Raw genomic sequence first — 20,051 nt, 5'->3', positions numbered from 1 at the left:
ACTTTAGTTTATTTTAGTTTATTTTAGTTATATTATTTATTTTAGTTATATTATTTATTTTATTTAACCCATTTATTTAATAAAATTATTTACAGTTGATATTTTCAAATAATTTAGACATACACCCTGCAACTAACCCTGCTACGGCATCATCTAAATACATATATCCTTCTTTGTCCAATTTACCAATTATACCGGGTTTTTTAGCATCATACCATTTAAAATTAAAAGTTCCTTTAGTACCGGCTATTTCATTTGCAATGCTCATTCCTATTACTTCGTCAGAGTATATGTATGTAGGGTCGCTTTCATAATCAAAAGGCATATTTCCAGCTTTTCCTTCCTCATCCATCAGTATTGCACAGATTAATAAAGTGTAAACATTCGGATTTTTTACGGAAGTATTTAATATGTTATAAAATCCGTTTTTTATAGCATCCTGCTCTTCTTCTGTACATATGCACATTTTCATTCCCGAATCCAATAATAATTTTGAATTTACGCCATATTTTGACAATTTTTTCATAATATATTCGTTATCTATTGAATTTATACGATTACCATTATCCATTTGAAAACCTAATAATATTTTTTTTAACTATTGATAATATAAAATTTTATACGATATACATTTATCTTTTATGTATTATCCTTTTTTTGTGTATTTTAAACGTATTCTAAATTATAAGTTATAATTTTATTAAATATAAAGATAATATATACTATTTAGAATATAATTATTATTGTAATTTTATAAGTAATTATTCAATATTGATTATAAAATTAATATTAATGTAATATACTATGATATTAATCTTAATTGATATTTTATAATTTTAGTCTTTAATCCATAGATTTTAATTAAGCTATCGGATTTAATCCAAAAATGTAAGGGGATAAGATGAGCAAAAATGTTTATGCGGTTTTGGAAACATTTTACGCATTTAAAAGACAAAAATATATAATATACACAACAACGGCAATATTCTTAATTTCTTTCTTATTGTCCTTCTATATGATTAAGTATAATTTAATGGGTCTTGAAGAGTTTGGAACTACGATATTTCAGAGTTTAGCACCCCAATTTGAACAATTTAATAATATGGGATTTATTGATTTAACTATTGCAATAATTATAAACAACTTGTTTGTAATATTCTTAAATTTAATATTAACCATATTTTCACTGATAATTTTGATATTTAACGCTTTTTTATTGGCATATGTAGCCTCAATTAGCGATTTACCAACCTTTTTATTGTTAGTGATACCTCATGGCATATTTGAAATACCAGGATTTATATTATCGAGTAGTGCAGGTATTATAGCATTTATGGGACTAATCAAATGGATAAAAGATTCAAAATTTCATAAAATTTATTTACAAGATGCTTTGAGGATATTTGTAGTTTCAGTGATTTTAATTCTTATTGCTGGCGTAATAGAAGGTACATTGACGTTTTCTATTGCAAAATCGCTTATATAATGACTTTTATAGTTGAGTAGCACCCTCAAATAAATGTATCATATATATCCTTTTTTATTATTTTAAATAATATTTTAAATAATATTTTAAAGATTACTTTAAAGATTACTTTAATTAAATTAATAGTAAGTTTAATATATTTTAAAACACATTTTTAAAAATAAAGTATTATTAAAAACTTGACAAATAATAACAATAGTAATAATAATAACAATAGTAATAATAATAACAATAATAGTAATAATAGTAATAATAATAACAAAAAGTATATATTTAAATGGTAAAAAAATGATAAAAATTGTATATATCACCAAAAAAGGCGAATTAATTGGCGAAAAAATAAAAAAGGTATTTAACTATTATAAATATGACTGTTCTCTCGAATCTTCAAAAGAATTTAAACCTTTGGGGACTGAAAAAGGATTTATATTCATAATGGCAACAGGTATAACCTTAAGAAAATACATACTCGGAGAATTAAACGAATTTATAAAAGATAAGACTCAGGACCCTTTTGTTATTGCAGTTGATGAAATGGGGAATAACATAATTCCTTTGTTATCCAGCCATTTGGGTCAAGGTATGTATTTTTCAGAACTATTGGGAACTGAATTACAAATTAATGTCTCAAAAACCACCGCTTCAGACGTAAATAATAAACTTGGCATAGACGTACTTTCTGAAAAATATTTTTTAGAAACCCCGTGTAAAAAAGACATATTAAAAATAAATAAGGCAGTTTTGGAGTATAAACCAAAATTAAGCATACCCTTATCTTGGAAAAATTCTGAAACGGATAAATTAAAAGATAGTTATGAATTAACATATCATAACTTAGATGAAGAATGTTCAAACGTTGAAAACTGGGTATTTGAAGATAATATAATTTTAAAAGCCAAACCAGTATGTTTTGGCGTTGGTGCAAGAAAAGGTATTGCACCCTACAAAGTATATTGGGCGATTAAAAAAGCTTGTTATCTTAGAAATATCCCAATATGGCGGATTAACAGCTTTTCAACCGTTGAAGTGAAGAAAAATGAAAAAGGGATTTTAAAAACAGTATCTAAATTCAAAAAACCTCTAAATATATACTCCGTAGATGAATTAAACTATATATATAATACATATTCAGACTTATTCGATTTAGAACATTCAGAATTTGTATATAAAACCATTGGTACATATGGTGTTTCAGAACCTTGCGCAATTTTAGACGTGATAAATCATTTAGATTTAAATGATGCTGAAAAAGATTTAATTCATTTGATTGATTTAATATTACCTAAATTAAGAAATAACGGTACTACAGTATCCATTTGTTCAAAAATTTAATTTTATTATTTAATTTTATTATTTAATTTTTATTATCTTTATTATCTTTATTATCGATATTATCGCTATTATCGCTATTATTTTTACTATTTTGCACCATATTTACACAATATTCAACTATTTTTTTAGGGACATCTACAAAGTGTATCATTCCACTAAATTGTGGTGTAATATTCATTTCTAAAATTTTGAAGCTATTTTCAGTTATTAAAACGTCCACACCTACGATTTCAGCGCCCAATTGTTTGCTTGCTTTTAATACACAATTTTTAATTTCTTCACTGATTTTAAATTCTTTAATTTCTGCACCAAGTGAATAATTAGCTTTCCAGCTGTCGTTTGGAATTCGTTCCATACAGCCAATTACTTCATTTCCAAGTACAAAAACCCTTAAATCGTGTTTATACTGTATATATTCTTGTAAAAATATTTCCCTATTTTCTGAACTTATTAAATCGCATAAATTATTCAATTCTTTTGAATCTCTTGCCATTAATACATTATTTCCATATCCTCCATAAACAGGTTTTACAACCACAGGATACTCAATATTTTTGATTATTACTTCTTCAATATATTTAAATTCTTTTGAAAACGTTAAATATGATTTTGGCATGAATTCGTTCAATTCTATATATGTTAAATATTTATTTTGACAAGTTTCCACTGCTTTAGAGCTATTAATAAGTTTTACAGTTTTTAATCCTTTTTTTAAATTCTTTTCATTAATATTTTCAATGTATTTCAAAACATACAATCCTTTAATTAAAAAATCCCTTTCAACTCTTGATATTATTATATCGTACTTTAATATTTCTTCTTCATTTTTAAAATTAATAAAATTATTCGTATCTATGAATTCTATAAGATTAATATTCTTATTATTTTCATTATTTTCATTTGTAGCATCTTTTTCAAAATATTTACTAAATTCATCAAATATTCTTAAATTTTCACGGGTTTTTTTACCACAAAGTATTCCAATTTTAATAATATCACCATATTTGCGTTTTTTTATTTAGTTTTTTATTTATAATTTTTTAATATGATTTCATAAATTTAGTTTATTTATGCAGGTAATATCGATATATTTTAATATATTTATATTATGAATATCAAATATATTATTGTACGTACCATAAAAAAATGGCGTATTACTAACCAATAAATTAGTATGGTAGTTATAAGGGGATAATTAAGTCATATTATGTTTTTAGGTTAGTATATTGAAATTTCGGGGGATATTATGGGATTTGGAGACGATTATGTTATAAATCCTTTAAAATATGCTATAAGTAATATTAAAGCACTTTTAATATATACCGCTTTAGGATTTATACCATTGGCTTTATTGTTAATTATGGTGTTAACAACGGGTATATCCATTCTTTCTAAGTATGGGTCGGATATAAGTAGCATGACGCCTGATTCAGTACTTTCATTAATTACAACTTTGGGTATTGGATTTATAATATGGTTAGTTATAACGATATTGGTTTCATTAGCTACAAACGGTTATATTGTAAAATTGGTAAAAACGTCTGTAGAAGGGGAACAGATATTGCCAAACTGGGAAAATTGGAGTGATTTATTACTCAAAGGTCTTATATTGATTATAGGTAGTTTTTTAATAGCTCTTATATTCTCAGCAATAAGTGCAATACTTTCAATGCCTTTTGATTATTTAGAAATACCTATGATTGCAGGGATTTTAACTGCAATAGTGGCAATATTTCAGATGTTGTATACGCCATTGGCAGTTTCTAATTATTCATACACTGAAGAATTTATGGCTTTCTTTAGGGTTAAGGAAATATATAATATGATGAGTTTAAAATGGCTCGCCATAATTATCGTAGTGGCCATAGTATCAATTATATTAATGATACCTACCTTTGCATTAGTTGCAGGCTTCATATTATCGTTAGTAGGTGGTAATTTTGAAATGGGTGCTGTAATAGGTACTATAGCTGCAATATTGGCAGCACTATCTTCTTCAATAATATCATTTTATGGGTACAGGTGTTATGCTACATACTATAAATCTGTAGCAGTCGGTTCATTTAATAGAATGGTTTTTGAAAAGTCAGAAACCGGCGATATGGATGAATCTACTAAAGATTTTGAATAAATACTTATTAAATTAAATTATTTTATTTTATTTTTTTCTTTTTTTAATTTTAGTATTATATACTCATATATTATACTATAAATCCTATTTTTCAGTTTATTTAATAACTTATATATAAAATAAATGTCATATAATGGTTATTAATAAATAACTAAGTTAAATAAAAAATAATTTAAAAAAATAATTTGAGGGGATTTATTTGAGTTTTGCGGATGATTATATCGTAAATCCATTAAAATATTCATTAAGTAATATTAAAGCACTCTTAATATTTACTGCTTTAGGATTTATACCGTTAGTTTTATTGTTAGTTATTGTTTTAACAACTGGTATATCCATTCTTTCTAAGTATGGGTCAGATATGGGTAGTATGACACCTGAAACAACGTTTTCGTTAATTATGGCATTAGGTATTGGATTTATAATATGGTTAGTTATATCGATATTAATTTCATTAGCTACAAACGGTTATATTGTAAAATTGATAAAAACTTCTATAGCGGGGGAGCAGGTATTGCCAAACTGGGAAAAATGGGGTGATTTATTAAGTAAGGGTCTTATATTAACCATAGGCAGTATTATAATGAGTTTAATATTCTTAGCAATACATACACTAGTTTCAATGCCTTTTAATTACTTGGAAATACCCGTGATTGCAGGGATTTTAACCACAATAATAAATATATTCCAGATGTTGTATATACCATTGGCAGTTTCTAATTATTCATACACTGAAGAATTTACGGCTTTCTTTAAGGTTAAAGAAATATGCAAAATGATGAGTTTAAAATGGCTTGCTATACTTATTGTAGTATCCATAATATCCCTTATTGTATTGATACCTACCTTTTTATTGGGTATGGGCTTCATATTATCGTTAGTAGGCGGTAGTTTTGAAATGGGTGCGATAGTGGGAATTATTACGGTTTTGGTGGCTTCGTTATCCTACTCCATAATTTCATTCTATGCATACAGGTGTTATGCTACATACTATAAATCTGTAATAACTGATTCATTTGATACGGTAATTATTGAAGAAGAAATCACTGAAGATTTTGAATAAATACTTATTAAATTAAATTATTTCATTTTATTTTTTTATTTTTTTAATTTTTATTTTATATATTTCTATATATTTACAATATTATTTAATCGTATTTTTCAGTTTTTTTAATAACTTATATATAAAATAAATATGTATATTTACTAAGTTAGATTATTAATTAACTAAATTATTTAAACACTTTGAGGGGATTTATTTGAGTTTTAGTGATGATTATATCGTAAATCCATTAAAATATTCATTAAGTAATAGTAAGGCGTTTTTAACTTATATAATTGTTTCATTTTTTCCAGATATTTTAGCAGTGGTCTTTGTAATGGTGATATCTATTGTAGGGTTCCTTGGAATTATGGACTCACAAGGTTTAAGTTCACGCATGGTTAATGTATTATTGTTCTTAATTATTATGGTAATTTATTATATTATTGCAATTTTAGCTGCTTTAATATCAAAAGGTTATCTTGTAACTGTAATCAAAACAACGGTAGAAGGGGATTCCATACTTCCAAAATGGGAAAATTGGGGAAATTTGGCATTTAAAGGATTTTCATTAGCTATATTTACTTTTATATTGTGGTTAGTATTTATTCTAATTCTTATGATAATAGGTTTTTTAAGTGCAATTTTTAGTATAATTGGTTATAGTGCAGGTATTCAATCACCTAATTTATTAAGTTTCCTGGTAATGGTAGGTTTAGGAATCTCTGCGGGAATAACCTTTTTGATGTATTATGTACTTGCTTTATCGAATTATGCTACTAAAGAACGATTTGGTGCATTTTTTGAGATTAAAACATTATCTAAAATGATGAGTTGGAAATTATTGGGCGTATTGATAACAATGGTAGTTATAGCAGGTATATTATTCGTACCTGTAATTATAATGTATTTCTTTACTATGGCTTTTGTGGGTAATCCGGTATTATTCATAATTTTTATAGTAATTACGTTGCTTTTAGTCGTAGTACTAGTGGGAATTTCTTCATTTTATTTAAGTAGATGTTTAGGTATTTATTATAAATCTAAACTTGAAAATAAACCTGAATTTAATAATATTGAAGATAATGTAAAAATATAATTAAAATAATAATAAAAAAATATTAAATAATTAAATAGATTTTTAAATCTATAATTTAAATTCTCCTTTTTCAATTCTCTTTTTAAGTTCTTTTGAAAGTTTTAAAGCTCTTACCCTGTCTGATTGACGACAAGTAATCGGAATTCCCCCAATAGAGTTTAACTTCATGCTATATACGCCTTCATGACACACTTTGGCACAAATACCGCAACCAAAACAATCTTTTGAAGGTATACCGTTCTCAAGAGCTTTAGTAGGGCATAATGCGACTGCTTCACAAAACTTAGATAATGGAGTTTCACTGTTTCTATATTTATTTTCAGTACATTTAGTCAAATCAACTTTTGGTCTAAGGTCTGCATTATTCCAAGCTTCGCCATAAGTGGCTTCTTTTATCAGTTCACGACCCAATACGTTAGTTAATGGCAATATAATATCATCATCAATAGTCATAAGATATTTTTTATTCTTTTCGTTCATTTCAACAGGAATTGCGACAGTATCGTAGATTTCAGCACCTGCAGAAGTGTGAAATCCACCTATATAATAGTCGTCCATAGTGTGCATATCTGCACTAATCATTAAATTAGGCTTTTCTTTAGCATATCTCGTACCATAACCTAATACAATACCTTCAGAACCATTTAATAGTATTTTTTTACCAAACAAATTAGAATACTCCGTATTCATATTTTGAAGTGGGTTATATTCCCCACAACCTGAAAATGATGCTTCTCCTTTTTTCAATGGAATTCTGTGGAATATTGTATTAACGGGTTTTCCTAAGTTTGTTAGTGCAACATAGTTTTTAAATGCCATTCTAGTACCGATAAGGTTTGCAGTCGGTATTTCTGATAAATTAATGGCTTTTTCATAAACTTTATTATCACAATAAGCTTTGGCAATTACTTCTTTTCCTGCAATTAAATCTTTAAATAAAAATCCTGCGCCATAATCCTCAGTATGGGATGTACCATTGACGGTAATATCTACACTACCCAAATATTCGTTAGGACAAGGACCAACATTGCAATTAATCCCGTTTAACGTAAATTTTTCAGCTTTTCTAAATTTTTGATCCATCGGTACGTGCATTATCGCCATTGTGCCCGACATTACTCCGCAAGTACCACAAGTAATAATATCTACTTCGTTAATTTTGTCTTCTTCATTATTCTTTACCATTTTTTTTAATTCGTCAACTGTTATAATAATTTTTTCGCAATTTTCGTTTTCCATAATATCGCCAATTTAATTATCTTAAAAGATAGTTATAGTTAATAACGTTAATAATATACTAATTCTAATTAGGACATAATTAAAATATAATTATTAAATTATTATTAAATTATTATTTATAGTATTGAATTTATATGATATTATAAATTATGAGTATATTTTTATTAATAAATAATGGTGTAATAAATGTTAGAGCCACTGATGTATGACATAGGAAGAATTTGTAAAGAAACAATTGAAGTTGAAGATGGGAAAAAAACGGAAAGTGAGATTAAAATGGGTATAACCCCTAAAATAATCGATGAAGACTATTTAACGAGTTTAAAAAGTAATAATACAGATAATACGGATAATAAAGATAATATTTTAAAAATTCCTTTTGATTGTCCAGAATCTTTAAAAAATACGATTTTGAATTTAAATATTAATAATAATATTAATAATAACGATAAAATCGAAATAATAAATTTTGGAAAAGATATTTCTAAAAATTTGGATGATATCGACCCAAATAAGGAATTATATATTATCGTAGATATTTTACAAATGATATCCCGAAAAGAGTTAATCAATATAATACCGAAAATACGTGAAAAAATTTCTCCAAACGCAGGAATATACGTTCCAAACGTTTTGCCAGCACAAGTGCCTTTATTAGTTTATATGGGTGTAGATTACTTTGATTACGGCGCTGTGGATTATTATTCCGCAATGGGGTATCAATTATCTAAAAATAGACAATATAAAATTTCAAACGTAAAAAACGAATTATCAAACAATAATAATAATAATAATAATAATAATAAAGAAAATAATAAAGAAAGTGCCCTAAAATTTCATAATCGGCAAATAATGGATGCAGTGATTGAAGAAACACTATACTGTATTGAAAATCAAAAATTAAGGAATTTAGTTGAAGAAACTACAATTTCAGACCCTTATTTAAGGGCAAACTACAGAAGGTATGTGCCAGACCTTAGAAATATACCTTTATCCACAGAAAATAAGTTAATCGTTACAATGGATGAGGTTAAAATACCTGAAGTAAAGAAATACATCGAAAGAGCGGTTAATTACACACCATTTAGTAATTTAATTGTATTATTGCCTTGTTCTTCAAAAAAACCTTATTCATTATCTAAATCTCATCAAAAATTTATCGGAGCTATTAATTCGATAAAAACACCTGTGGATGAGTTAATATTAACTTCGCCATACGGAATAGTGCCAAGAGCTTTAGAATTGAGTGTAAAGTACGATATTCCCGTGACTGGTGAATGGAGTGCAGATGAAGTTGAATTTATAAACGAAAATCTCGCAAAATATCTAAAAAATGCGAAAAATAAATTTTCAAATGACGAAGCTACTAAAAAAGGCTTAAAAGTTATTGCCCATTTGCCAGACCATTATTTAGAAATTTTAGATATGGAAAGAATGAATTCTATCTTAACTGACGAAGATGAGTTTATAATTTCATCGATAAATGGTAATCCTACCACAAATGATTCAATTTCGAATTTAAAAGCAATTTTGAAAGATTTAGAAATAAAAATGCGTGAAGAACAGAAATTAAATGCAATTTCTAAAAGAGAAAACTCTGAAAAATCGGAAGAAACTAACAATAACGCCAATGAAAATAATAATAATAATAATAATAATAATGTGGATAATACTGAAAAACCTTTGAGATTTACAAGAAGGGGGCAAGTAATCCACAATTATCAGGAGCTTGCAAAATTCCAGTTTGGTAAGAATTTTATACCTAACGACGTAGTTGTAAAAGGAAAGCACAAAAAATTCTTTATAAAACAAAATGGAAAGGAAGTTCAAATTTGTACATTAAATGATAGAAAAGGACTTTTCGTATTAACTGTAAATGGTGGCGAACTTCTCGGTAAAGAAAACTGGGTGGAATTGAATTTCAAAGCTAAAAAAGGCTCTTTGTTTGCACCAGGCTTTAAAGATGCACAGGATATTATCTCAGTAAATGACGAGGTTGTAATTTACTATGAAGATAAGTATCTGGGTGTTGGTAGGGCATTAATGAATGCTTCGGAAATGAAAAAAGCAACAAGTGGCATTTTATTGAGTATAAGACACGTGTTTAAATAATACATCTTTTAATTTTATTTTTTATTATTTAAATACCGAATTAAATGCAAAATAATAAGAATGGTAATACAAATAATAAGAATATTAATAATATAACCGATATACTAATAGTGTTATAATATCAATAGTATCATATTTTATAGTTATAAATTATACTATATCTTTTAATAAGAATTTCTACCTACTTTTAAAAAATATTAATTTGGCTAATTTAAATATACAAAAAAATGAATTTATAATTTTATAATTTTAATCGATTACTCATTCAATTTAAAAAATGTGACAATATGGTTAAATTTAATTCAGAGTTAAAAAAACTTGCAGAACTTATTTTGTTGAAAGACCCCGCATATGAGAATTCAGAAAATTTAAAGACTATTTTTAAAAAATATATAAGCTTATACAATGAAATAGAAATATTGGAGGAAACATTGGATGATTTAGACATACGTTCGATAAATATGTCTCAAATTCAAGTTTTTAATGAAGAATTGAAAATTTATTCAAAAATGGTCGATGATTTAAAAGAATATCTAAAAAAAATAAATAGAAATCATAAACTTTATAATTATGATGAAGTATTAAAAAATGTAAATAAATTAAAAGATTTAAAGGTAAATACAAACGATGAAGTAAGATGGGATTTGTATAATAGATTAAGAGGTTTAGAAGAGAATTTCCATAAGGTAGAGCGAGATTTAGAGCTAAATGTCTTAAATTATGCATTATGCAATACAGACCTTGATGTGAAGATATTACAATACCCTACCCAAGATATATTCGAGCTTTTAAAACAAGAAATAAGTTTGTATTTGACCCCTAATTAATAATTAAGTATTAATACATCTATATTTTTAATTTATATTTTATTTTCTTTATGAATTTATTGATATGAATTGACATATATTAATGTAAATGGATATAACGTGATATAATATATTATTTTTATTTTTAAATTTATTCAAAACTCAACAATGGGTAATATTATTTATAGTTTTAGTAATATTATAATAATCATTAAATTGATATATAATCACAATTACAACTTAAAGAATAACTTTATAATGAATAAAATTAATATTCAATAACTTCAAATAGCATTAAAAATTTAACAATATCAAATAAAAGTCCCCATAATTAGAAAACACAAATATATTGGTGATATTATGAATATTTCGTACAAAAAAATAATTGCGATGGTAGATGAACAACTTGATTTGGTGGAATTAGTTGAAGAGCACCCCTGCCCAAGCGGTTCTGAATGGATGATATACCAATACAGCCGTACATCACCAAATATATTATCTGCTTGGAGAGATGGTAATAAACATCATTATGTATTTAAATTGGGTAAAGGCGAGTTAGATTTAGTTCCTTCCTTATCTGCAGCAGGTATTGAAGGTATTTCCTTAAATGGCGACGAAGTAAGTATAACCTATGCGGGATTAGCTGGTGCAGGTGTGGGAGTAGGGTTAAGAAAAGATGCCGAGAATGTTATTTCCACTGAAATAATTGAAAAAGGAGGGGGCTCTAAATTAGGTAAAGGTGTTTTAATTACCCCTATGATGGAAAAATTGACAGTAGGTATTGACGACACCGATACGAAAGAAGAAGGAGCTACCTGGGTATTGGCAAACGAGGTTGGTCAGTTAATCGAACAAAAAGGTATGGGATATTACCTTGACCATACAATAACCCAGTTATTCCCCGGAAATCCCAATAAAACGCAAAATTGTGTATCAATTGCTTTAACCTTTGCAGTTTATCCAAAATACAAGTATGAAGTTGGAAAAGAAATCAAGAAAATCTTAAAAGAAAAGACTCTCTCAAATAAAACCTCAATAGCAGTTTATTGTGGGATAACACCTTCTAAAAGTATGAGATTGTATACATTAAATGCAAAAAGAGAAATGGTTTCAATAGAAGATGCTAAAATGGTGGCAATGAGAAATAATATTGATATTATAGAAGTTACCGGAAATGGCGGGATTATTGGTGCCGTAGCAGCCTTAGGTTTATCTGAAAATCACGATATGGCTTCTAAATTACCTGAAGATATTGTATATAAACATTAATTAAATATTAAGTTATTTAAAACAATATTTTTTATTATATATTATTTTTATTATATTTTTGGTTTTATTATTTTATTATATTTTATTTTATTTTTTATTCATATTTTTCAAATTCTTCATATTTTGCCTATTAATTACAATATTTTAAATATAAGTTATAAGAAATTGTTTAAAAATATTTATATTTAGAGTTTATATTAAAAATACTAATAAATGGTTAAATACCATACAATATATAATATAATGTTAGGATTATTTGGTGAAATTATGATTACCCCTTGGGAAGTTTCAGATGATGTAAATTACAAAAATATAATGGAAAATTTTGGAATAAAGAGTATAGAAGATGCAGTAAGCAAATTAGAAGCGCCTCATCAATTTATGACCCGAGGGATTATATTTGGTCATAGAGATTTTGACAAGATAGCGAATACGATAAAAGAAAAGAAGAAGTTTACTGTAGTTAGCGGTATGATGCCCTCCGGAAAAATGCATATGGGTCATAAAATGGTTGTAGACCAGTTAATCTATTACCAAAAGTTAGGTGCTGAGATATACATCCCAATTGCAGATTTAGAGGCTTACTGGGCAAGAGACTTGGATTTTGAAACAACCAAAAAGCTCGCAGTTGAGGAGTATATTGCAAACTATATTGCATTAGGATTAGACCCTGAAAAAATGAACGTATATTTACAGTCTAAAAACGAAATAGTAAAAGATTTGGCATTAAGATTATCAAAAAGGGTTAATTTTACAGAAATGAAGTCCATATATGGTTTTAAAAACGAAACAAACATCGGACATATTTATGCACCACTGGTTCAGGTTGCAGATATTCTTCACCCACAAATGGTCGAAAATGAAAAATTGGGCATAAAAGGTAATAAATCGAGAGTACCAGTTTTAGTGCCTGTAGGAATTGACCAAGACCCCCATATAAGGCTTACCAGGGATATTACGGGTAGGTATAAAGACTTTAAATTTATACCTCCGGCATCTACATATCATAGATTTATGACTGGTTTATTGGGCGGTAAAATGAGCTCTTCAAAGCCTGAAACAGCAATTTATCTATCTGATGAAACAACTAAATCATTTAAAAAGAAAGTAATGTCCTGTAAAACTGGCGGTAGAGAAACCTTAGAAGAGCAAAAAGAGAAAGGTGGACTTCCTGAAGAATGTGTAATTTACGAGATATCCGCTTATCATTTAATGGACGATAAGGAATTAAAAGAATTATACGAAGATTGTAAATCTGGAAAATTGACCTGTGGAACTTGTAAAAAACAATGTTATGAAAAAGTTTCTGAATTTTTAGCTGATTTAAAGGAAAAAAGAGAACAATCAATGGAAATTGCTCAAAAAATGTTGGAATGATTTACTATTTAAATTCAAAAATATTATTGAATAGCATTTTACTAAAAATATTACTAAAAATATTACTATTGTAAATCTTAATGTTAAAAATCTTAAATAAAATATATCTTTTTTATATCTTATTAATCAGATATTTATTGAGTATTTATTAAATTGTAAATAATGGGTATTACGTATTTGTATGTTGAATATTATTTTAAATCATTTAACAAAACTGGGGATATAATGGAGTCAGAAAAAAACCTTAAATTTAAAATGGAATCGCCACAATGGCATTACAGTATGTTGTTAGATAATGAACGGGTTTCTGTATTTCACGAAGCGATAGTAAACACTATAACAAAGGATGACATCGTATTTGATTTAGGTACTGGAAGCGGTATTTTGGCAATGTTTGCAGGAAAAAAGGCTAAAAAAGTTTATGCAATAGAGTTAGACCCAATCACTGCTTATTATACTGATAAAAATATTAAAACCAATGACTTTGATAATATAAAACTTGTAGAAGCAGATGCAAGTGAATATAATTTTAAAGACGAAAACGGGAATAAAGAACAAGCCGATGTCATAATCGCTGAAATGTTGGATACTGCTTTAATAACTGAACCACAAGTCCCAGTTTTAAATGAAATTCATAAAAAAGGACTTTTAAAAGAAAATGGTATTTTAATCCCCGAATCTGTTTATAATACTGCACAAGTTGTAGATTGTAGGACGAATCACATTTATTACGATGAGGAAATTACTTCGAAATCAATTTCTGAAGAGAAACTTTATAGTCAGGTTAATTTCTATGAAATAAATGACCCGAAGGTATCTTATAACATTGAATTTACATTGCTTAACGATTGTAATAATGCAGGTTTAAGGCTAAACACCTATACTAAACTAAAAGATGGGCTTATTGCAGGTGCCACACCTATGTTAAATCCACCTTTGATAGTTCCATTAAATAAACCCCTTAAAAAAGGTACTTACACATTTAAAATCTCTTATATTATGGGGGGAGACTTTGAAAATGTAAAATTGAGTTTGGAATAATTTTATTCTATGATTTAATACAAATTATAATATTATAATATTATAATTTTTTGTTTTTTATATTTATTTTTTATATTGTAATTTACCCATTATTATAAATAGTTTTAACAAATATTAATGTACAAATATATTGAATTATTTCGTTTAAAGTTTAATTTTAAAGTTATTTAGCATACTAACTATTATTTTACATTGTAATTTTAAATAGTTATTAAATATTGAATATTCCATTATTTAATACCCATATTTGCTAAATTTATCGCATATCTATTACATATCTATTACATATCTATTACACCATATAATTTAACGAAGGAGCATAATTATAGGAGTATGATATTATGTATGGTAATTTAATACACCCAACAAAATCCCTAAAATACGAAAAGTCAAAGCTTTTAGATGGTAAAACCATATTGGTAGCTATTACGTCATCAATTGCCGCTATAGAATCCCCTAAGTTAATGAGGGAGCTAATAAGACACGGTGCCGATGTAGAATGTATCTACACTCCAGAAACTGAAAAAATAATTGGAAAAGATGCACTAATTTTTGGTTGCGGAAATCAGATTTATGATACTATTACAGGAAATATCGAGCACGTAGGTTTATATCATCATTGCGACGCAATGGTAATTTACCCCGCTACTGCGAATATTATAAGCAAAATAAACTTAAGAATCGCAGATAATATCGTTAGTACAACAGCAACTATGTTTTTTAATAAAAAACCGATGGTAATCGTACCGGCAATGCACCAAAATATGATTGATACAGTATGGAAACACGTCAAGCAATTAAGCAATGAAGATAAAGTATATATTACAAACTCAAAAATGGAAGAAGAAAAGGCTAAAGTTTTATCAGTCTATGAAATTTCTAAGTACGTAATAGACGTTTTCAAAGAAGAAGCGGAAAACAACGAAAACAACGAAACCACTGAAAAAAACGAATATAGTCAAAAAATCACAAATTCAAATGATTTTAATAAATTGGAAAAATTAAAAACCGGTATTGGATTAGAAGATTCTAAAATCGAATTAAATCCAGATATTGCATTAAAATCCAAAATAAAACCTAAAAAAGATGTTTTAATATTGGGCGGTAGTACAGTAGAATTTATCGATAAAGTAAGGGTAATTTCAAACTTATCCTCGGGTAAAACTGCTAAATCGTTGGCAGAAGCATTTTGTAAGGAAGGACACAACGTAAAAGTAATAATGGGTAGTGGTATTGATATGCCTTATTATATAGAAACTATAAAAACTACTACTGCAGATAATATGCTTAAAGAAGCTTTAGAATACGGAAAAAATGCTGATATAATTATATCCTGTGCGGCAATATCGGATTATACGCCAGTCGATGAAGTAAATGGTAAAATAAGTTCTGATTTAGATGAAAAAACCATAAAGCTTGTTAAAACTCCAAAAGTAATTTATGAATTAAAAAAGAATTATCCTGATAAAATAATAATCGGTTATAAAGCAGAATATGACTTAAAAAAGCCTGAATTAATGGAAAAAGCACTTGATAGACTTTATAAATACGGAATAGATGTAATTATTGCAAATGACCTTTCAAAACATTATTTTGGCGATGATTACAATGACGTTTTAGTTATTGACAAGTATAATACAAATGGTATAAATTTAAAAGGTTCTAAGCAAGAAATTGCTTTAAAAATTGTAGATTATATTTCTAAATTTTTATAGGCAATATAATTTACTTTATTCATATTATTGTTTTAAATTAATTATTATATAAATTACTTTTAAATATAAGTACAAATTATTATATTATGATAATTAAATAACATATGAGCATAAACTATTGAAAAAATAGAAAAAATAGAAAAAAATAACTTAATTAAAAATTATTCAAATAATTATTAAATTATTTATGCGAGTTAATTATATTGGTGATGATAATGTCAAAAATCCTAATTACTGACGCTTTACACGAAAATGCAGTGGATATTTTAAAAGCTGCTGGCGATGTTGAAGTGGCAACCGGATTATCTGTAGAAGAATTAAAGGAAAAAATTAAAGATGCAGACGTTTTGGTTATCAGAAGTGGTACAAAAGCCACAAAAGAAATCATCGACGCAAGTGAAAACTTAAAAGTTATTGCAAGAGCTGGTGTAGGTGTAGATAATGTTGATATAAACGCAGCAACCGAAAAAGGTATTATTGTGTTGAATGCACCAGACGCATCTTCAATATCTGTAGCAGAGCTCTTATTTGGTATGATGTTATCTGCTGTAAGAAACATACCTCAAGCTACCGCATCATTAAAAAGAGGCGAATGGGATAGAAAATCCTTTAAAGGTCTCGAAGTTTACGGAAAAACATTGGGTGTTGTAGGGCTCGGTAGAATCGGTCAGCAAGTTGCAAAAAGAGCACAAGCTTTTGGTATGCAAGTAGTAGCTTATGACCCATACATTCCTGAAGACGTTGCGAACTCTTTAGGCATTGAGTTATTAAGTGTAAATGATTTATGCCAAACAAGTGATTTTATAACCTTACACGTTCCATTAACTCCTAAAACAAAGCATATGATTGCTAAGGAACAATTAGACCTTATGAAACCTAATACAATTATTATGAATTGTGCAAGAGGCGGTTTAATTGATGAAGAAGCATTATACAACGCTTTAAAAGTTAATCAAATTAGGGGCGCTGCTTTAGATGTATTTGAGCAAGAACCGCCTAAAGGAAACCCTCTTTTAGAATTGGACAATGTAATTGGTACTCCACACCAAGGGGCTTCAACAGAAGAGGCACAAATAAGTGCAGGTACAATAGTAGCAAGACAAGCTATAAAGATTTTAAAAGGAGAATCTGCTGAAAACGTGGTAAATTTACCAATGTTGCCATCAGAAAAAATGAATAAAATTAAACCATATATGATTTTAGCTGAAAAAATGGGTTTAATGGCTATTCAATTATTAGATCATACCATAGATAATATTGAAATTACCTATTTGGGTGAATTAGCAACTGAAAAAACTGAAATGATTAAAAGGTCATTTTTAAGAGGTATATTATCACCTATCCTATTAGCTGGCGTAAACTTAGTAAATGCACCAGTCGTTGCTAAAAACAGGAATATTAAGATTTCTGAAGGTACTATGAAAGAAAACCAATATGGAAATGCGTTAAAAATTGTTGCAAAAGGTAATAATGACGAAATTTCAATTATCGGTAATATTGTAGATGGAGAAGTCGTATTTAGAAAAATTAATGGATATGACATTGACGTTAAACCAGAAGGCGATTTATGCGTAATAAGGCACATTGACAGACCAGGAATGGTTGGAAAAGTTGGTGTTTTACTTGGAGAGTACGGCATTAACATTGCAAAGATGCAAGTGGGTAGAAAAGAGCCTGGGGGTCATAGTATAATGATTTTAGATGTTGACCATACAATCTCTGAAGATGTAATGTCAAAATTAAAAGAAATGGACAATGTAAGAACTGCAAAAATGGTTACTTTATAATAACCTTATTTAAGTTTTACATATAAACTCAAAATAACTATAATTATAACTATAACTATAAAATCTTAAAATATCTTTTTTACTTTTTTACTTTTAATTCAATGAATTATTATTTAAAAACTATAATCATAGTATGCTATAAAAAAATTTAAAATAAAAATATTAGAATACAATAATATAAATATGCCCAATAATTTAAATTCCCAAGAATTTTTTAGCTCCTTGTGAGCCAATTTGTAATTTTATAACATTTAATAACTTTTTAACGTCTTCAACATTTTCAGCGTCTTCTAAAGCTCTTTTAAATGTTTCTTTTTTGGTTTCATCTGCAACCATATTAACCATGTATTCTACAGTTGTTACTAATTCAATGTATCTGCTATCGTTTTGTATTTGATTTTCTATATCGTCAATAGTTTTTTTAACAGTTTCTGATGCCAATCTATCACCAAGTTATTACATAATGTTATGATTTATCTAATTTTAACTATATATAATTTAATATTTGCGTTTTAACTTTAAAACCTTTTTTATTTAATTTTGGAATACTGAATAATGATATATTAAATTAATTAAAAAAATATGCGAAAATTATGTGCAAATTAAAGAAAATATGCACCATATTTTAGTTTTTTAGTTTTTTAGTTCTTTTCGTTTTTCATTAATATCATTTCACGCAATATTTTAGATGCAGCTATTGACGTAATCCCACTAAGGTCATAAGGTGGTGAAACTTCAACAACATCAAAACCAACAACTTTATCGAAAATATCCTTAAATAAATATAGCGAATTTATTAGTTCTTTTGTAGAAAATCCGCAAGGTTCTGGAGTGCCCGTACCTGGAGCAAATGCAGGGTCTAAGACATCGATATCTACGGTTATGTAGATTGGTTTATTCAATTCTGCGATTTTTTTAACATCTTCAACAGTTGGTAAGTCTTGAGATATAGTTATACGTTCGTCATTTCTTGCGAATTCCCATTCATCCGCATCTCCACTTCTAATACCAAATTGAAACACATTTTGCACGTGATTAAGGCTTTGTTTTATTACACAAGCGTGGGATTGAGGATTATTATGATATTCGTCTCTTAAATCGCAATGTGCATCAAAATGTACGACGATAATATCTTCATATTCTTCACTAACTGCTTTTATTACAGGATAACTTACAGAATGCTCCCCTCCAATCATTACCGGTATTTTTTTATGCTCAAGCAAATATTTGGTGGATTTATATGTTCTTTCTATTACTTCAGACTGACATCCATCAATATCAACATTTTTAGCATCGTGAACTTTTGCATCTATTAAATCCAAATCTAAATTAGGGCTGTAAGTTTCAAGACCCCAAGAAGATTTCCTAACTTCATCGGGTCCAAATCTAGCACCTGGCTTATACGAAGTTGTGGAATCGTATGGAATTCCAAAAATTACAAAATCTGCTGTTTCAAATTCTTCATATGCACAAATAAACTGAGATAAATCTTCAAAATACAAATATATCACCATAATTATTATTAACAATATAATTAACAATGTAAACTTAATATTTATATATTTTAAAATAGGTTATTTTTCTATATTTTTCTATATTTTTTAATAATATTTAA

Annotated in this window: 17 protein-coding genes; 12 read left to right on the top strand and 5 right to left on the bottom strand. The window is 27.4% G+C overall.

Going from position 1 to position 20,051, the window contains the following annotated elements:
* Positions 1-85: 85 nt before the first annotated feature.
* Positions 86-571: a phosphatidylglycerophosphatase A gene (locus J3E06_RS01510; RefSeq protein ID WP_013180554.1), complete on the bottom strand. Its 486-nt coding sequence runs from the start codon at positions 569-571 to the stop codon at positions 86-88.
* 330 nt (positions 572-901) lie between these two features.
* Between J3E06_RS01510 and J3E06_RS01505 the strand changes: the two genes are divergently transcribed.
* Both J3E06_RS01505 and J3E06_RS01500 read left to right on the top strand, forming a co-directional pair.
* Entirely contained in the window at positions 902-1,486 is a 585-nt protein-coding gene (locus J3E06_RS01505; RefSeq protein ID WP_013180553.1) for a stage II sporulation protein M, read from the top strand.
* Positions 1,487-1,774: 288 nt separating this feature from the next.
* The gene (locus J3E06_RS01500; protein WP_013180552.1) at positions 1,775-2,818 is read left to right on the top strand and encodes a cobalamin biosynthesis protein; all 1,044 of its coding nucleotides are present in this window, start codon (positions 1,775-1,777) and stop codon (positions 2,816-2,818) included.
* Between the two features lie 22 nt (positions 2,819-2,840).
* Here the strand turns inward: J3E06_RS01500 and J3E06_RS01495 are convergent, their stop codons facing one another.
* On the bottom strand, positions 2,841-3,761 hold the full coding sequence (locus J3E06_RS01495; protein WP_259163820.1) for an ATP-grasp domain-containing protein: 921 nt from the start codon (positions 3,759-3,761) through the stop codon (positions 2,841-2,843).
* A gap of 303 nt (positions 3,762-4,064) precedes the next feature.
* Between J3E06_RS01495 and J3E06_RS01490 the strand changes: the two genes are divergently transcribed.
* The 3 genes from J3E06_RS01490 (at position 4,065) to J3E06_RS01480 (ending at position 7,090) form a co-directional block, all read left to right on the top strand.
* Positions 4,065-4,949, top strand: coding sequence for a DUF4013 domain-containing protein (locus tag J3E06_RS01490; protein WP_013180550.1), 885 nt, complete (start codon positions 4,065-4,067; stop codon positions 4,947-4,949).
* A 199-nt stretch (positions 4,950-5,148) separates the two neighbouring features.
* Entirely contained in the window at positions 5,149-6,012 is an 864-nt protein-coding gene (locus tag J3E06_RS01485; protein WP_013180549.1) for a DUF4013 domain-containing protein, read from the top strand.
* Positions 6,013-6,208: 196 nt separating this feature from the next.
* Positions 6,209-7,090 carry a DUF4013 domain-containing protein gene (locus J3E06_RS01480; RefSeq protein WP_013180548.1) on the top strand — a complete coding sequence of 294 codons (882 nt, stop codon included), beginning with the start codon at positions 6,209-6,211 and terminating at the stop codon, positions 7,088-7,090.
* Between the two features lie 48 nt (positions 7,091-7,138).
* On the opposite strand, the gene J3E06_RS01475 is transcribed toward J3E06_RS01480, so the two are convergent.
* On the bottom strand, positions 7,139-8,329 hold the full coding sequence (locus J3E06_RS01475) for a methanogenesis marker 16 metalloprotein (protein WP_013180547.1): 1,191 nt from the start codon (positions 8,327-8,329) through the stop codon (positions 7,139-7,141).
* A gap of 186 nt (positions 8,330-8,515) precedes the next feature.
* Between J3E06_RS01475 and J3E06_RS01470 the strand changes: the two genes are divergently transcribed.
* The 7 genes from J3E06_RS01470 to serA all read left to right on the top strand — a co-directional run bounded on the left by J3E06_RS01470 (position 8,516) and on the right by serA (position 18,436).
* Positions 8,516-10,441, top strand: a complete 1,926-nt coding sequence (locus tag J3E06_RS01470) for a DUF5591 domain-containing protein (protein WP_048187180.1) — start codon at positions 8,516-8,518, stop codon at positions 10,439-10,441.
* Between the two features lie 287 nt (positions 10,442-10,728).
* Entirely contained in the window at positions 10,729-11,268 is a 540-nt protein-coding gene (locus tag J3E06_RS01465) for a hypothetical protein (RefSeq protein ID WP_013180545.1), read from the top strand.
* 339 nt (positions 11,269-11,607) lie between these two features.
* Complete coding sequence (gene mmp11 / locus J3E06_RS01460) at positions 11,608-12,516, top strand: methanogenesis marker protein 11 (RefSeq protein ID WP_013180544.1); 909 nt, start codon at positions 11,608-11,610, stop codon at positions 12,514-12,516.
* Positions 12,517-12,783: 267 nt separating this feature from the next.
* Entirely contained in the window at positions 12,784-13,893 is a 1,110-nt protein-coding gene (locus J3E06_RS01455; RefSeq protein WP_013180543.1) for a tryptophan--tRNA ligase, read from the top strand.
* Positions 13,894-14,118: 225 nt separating this feature from the next.
* Positions 14,119-14,934 (top strand): 50S ribosomal protein L11 methyltransferase, encoded by an 816-nt coding sequence (locus tag J3E06_RS01450; RefSeq protein ID WP_013180542.1) that lies wholly within the window; start codon positions 14,119-14,121, stop codon positions 14,932-14,934.
* A gap of 341 nt (positions 14,935-15,275) precedes the next feature.
* Complete coding sequence (locus tag J3E06_RS01445; protein WP_013180541.1) at positions 15,276-16,649, top strand: phosphopantothenoylcysteine decarboxylase; 1,374 nt, start codon at positions 15,276-15,278, stop codon at positions 16,647-16,649.
* A gap of 215 nt (positions 16,650-16,864) precedes the next feature.
* A complete protein-coding gene (gene serA / locus J3E06_RS01440) occupies positions 16,865-18,436 on the top strand; it encodes a phosphoglycerate dehydrogenase (RefSeq protein WP_048187178.1) in 1,572 nt (523 codons plus the stop codon).
* Positions 18,437-18,631: 195 nt separating this feature from the next.
* Here the strand turns inward: serA and J3E06_RS01435 are convergent, their stop codons facing one another.
* Both J3E06_RS01435 and speB read right to left on the bottom strand, forming a co-directional pair.
* Entirely contained in the window at positions 18,632-18,877 is a 246-nt protein-coding gene (locus J3E06_RS01435) for a hypothetical protein (protein WP_013180539.1), read from the bottom strand.
* A gap of 200 nt (positions 18,878-19,077) precedes the next feature.
* Entirely contained in the window at positions 19,078-19,938 is an 861-nt protein-coding gene (gene speB, locus J3E06_RS01430; RefSeq protein ID WP_048187176.1) for an agmatinase, read from the bottom strand.
* Positions 19,939-20,051 lie beyond the last annotated feature (113 nt).

It is taken from the genome of Methanococcus voltae, assembly GCF_024807655.1.
In the GTDB taxonomy this organism is placed as follows: Archaea; AGJL01; Methanococci; order Methanococcales; family Methanococcaceae; genus Methanococcus; species Methanococcus voltae_D.
This window is presented reverse-complemented; position numbering and strand designations above follow the sequence as displayed.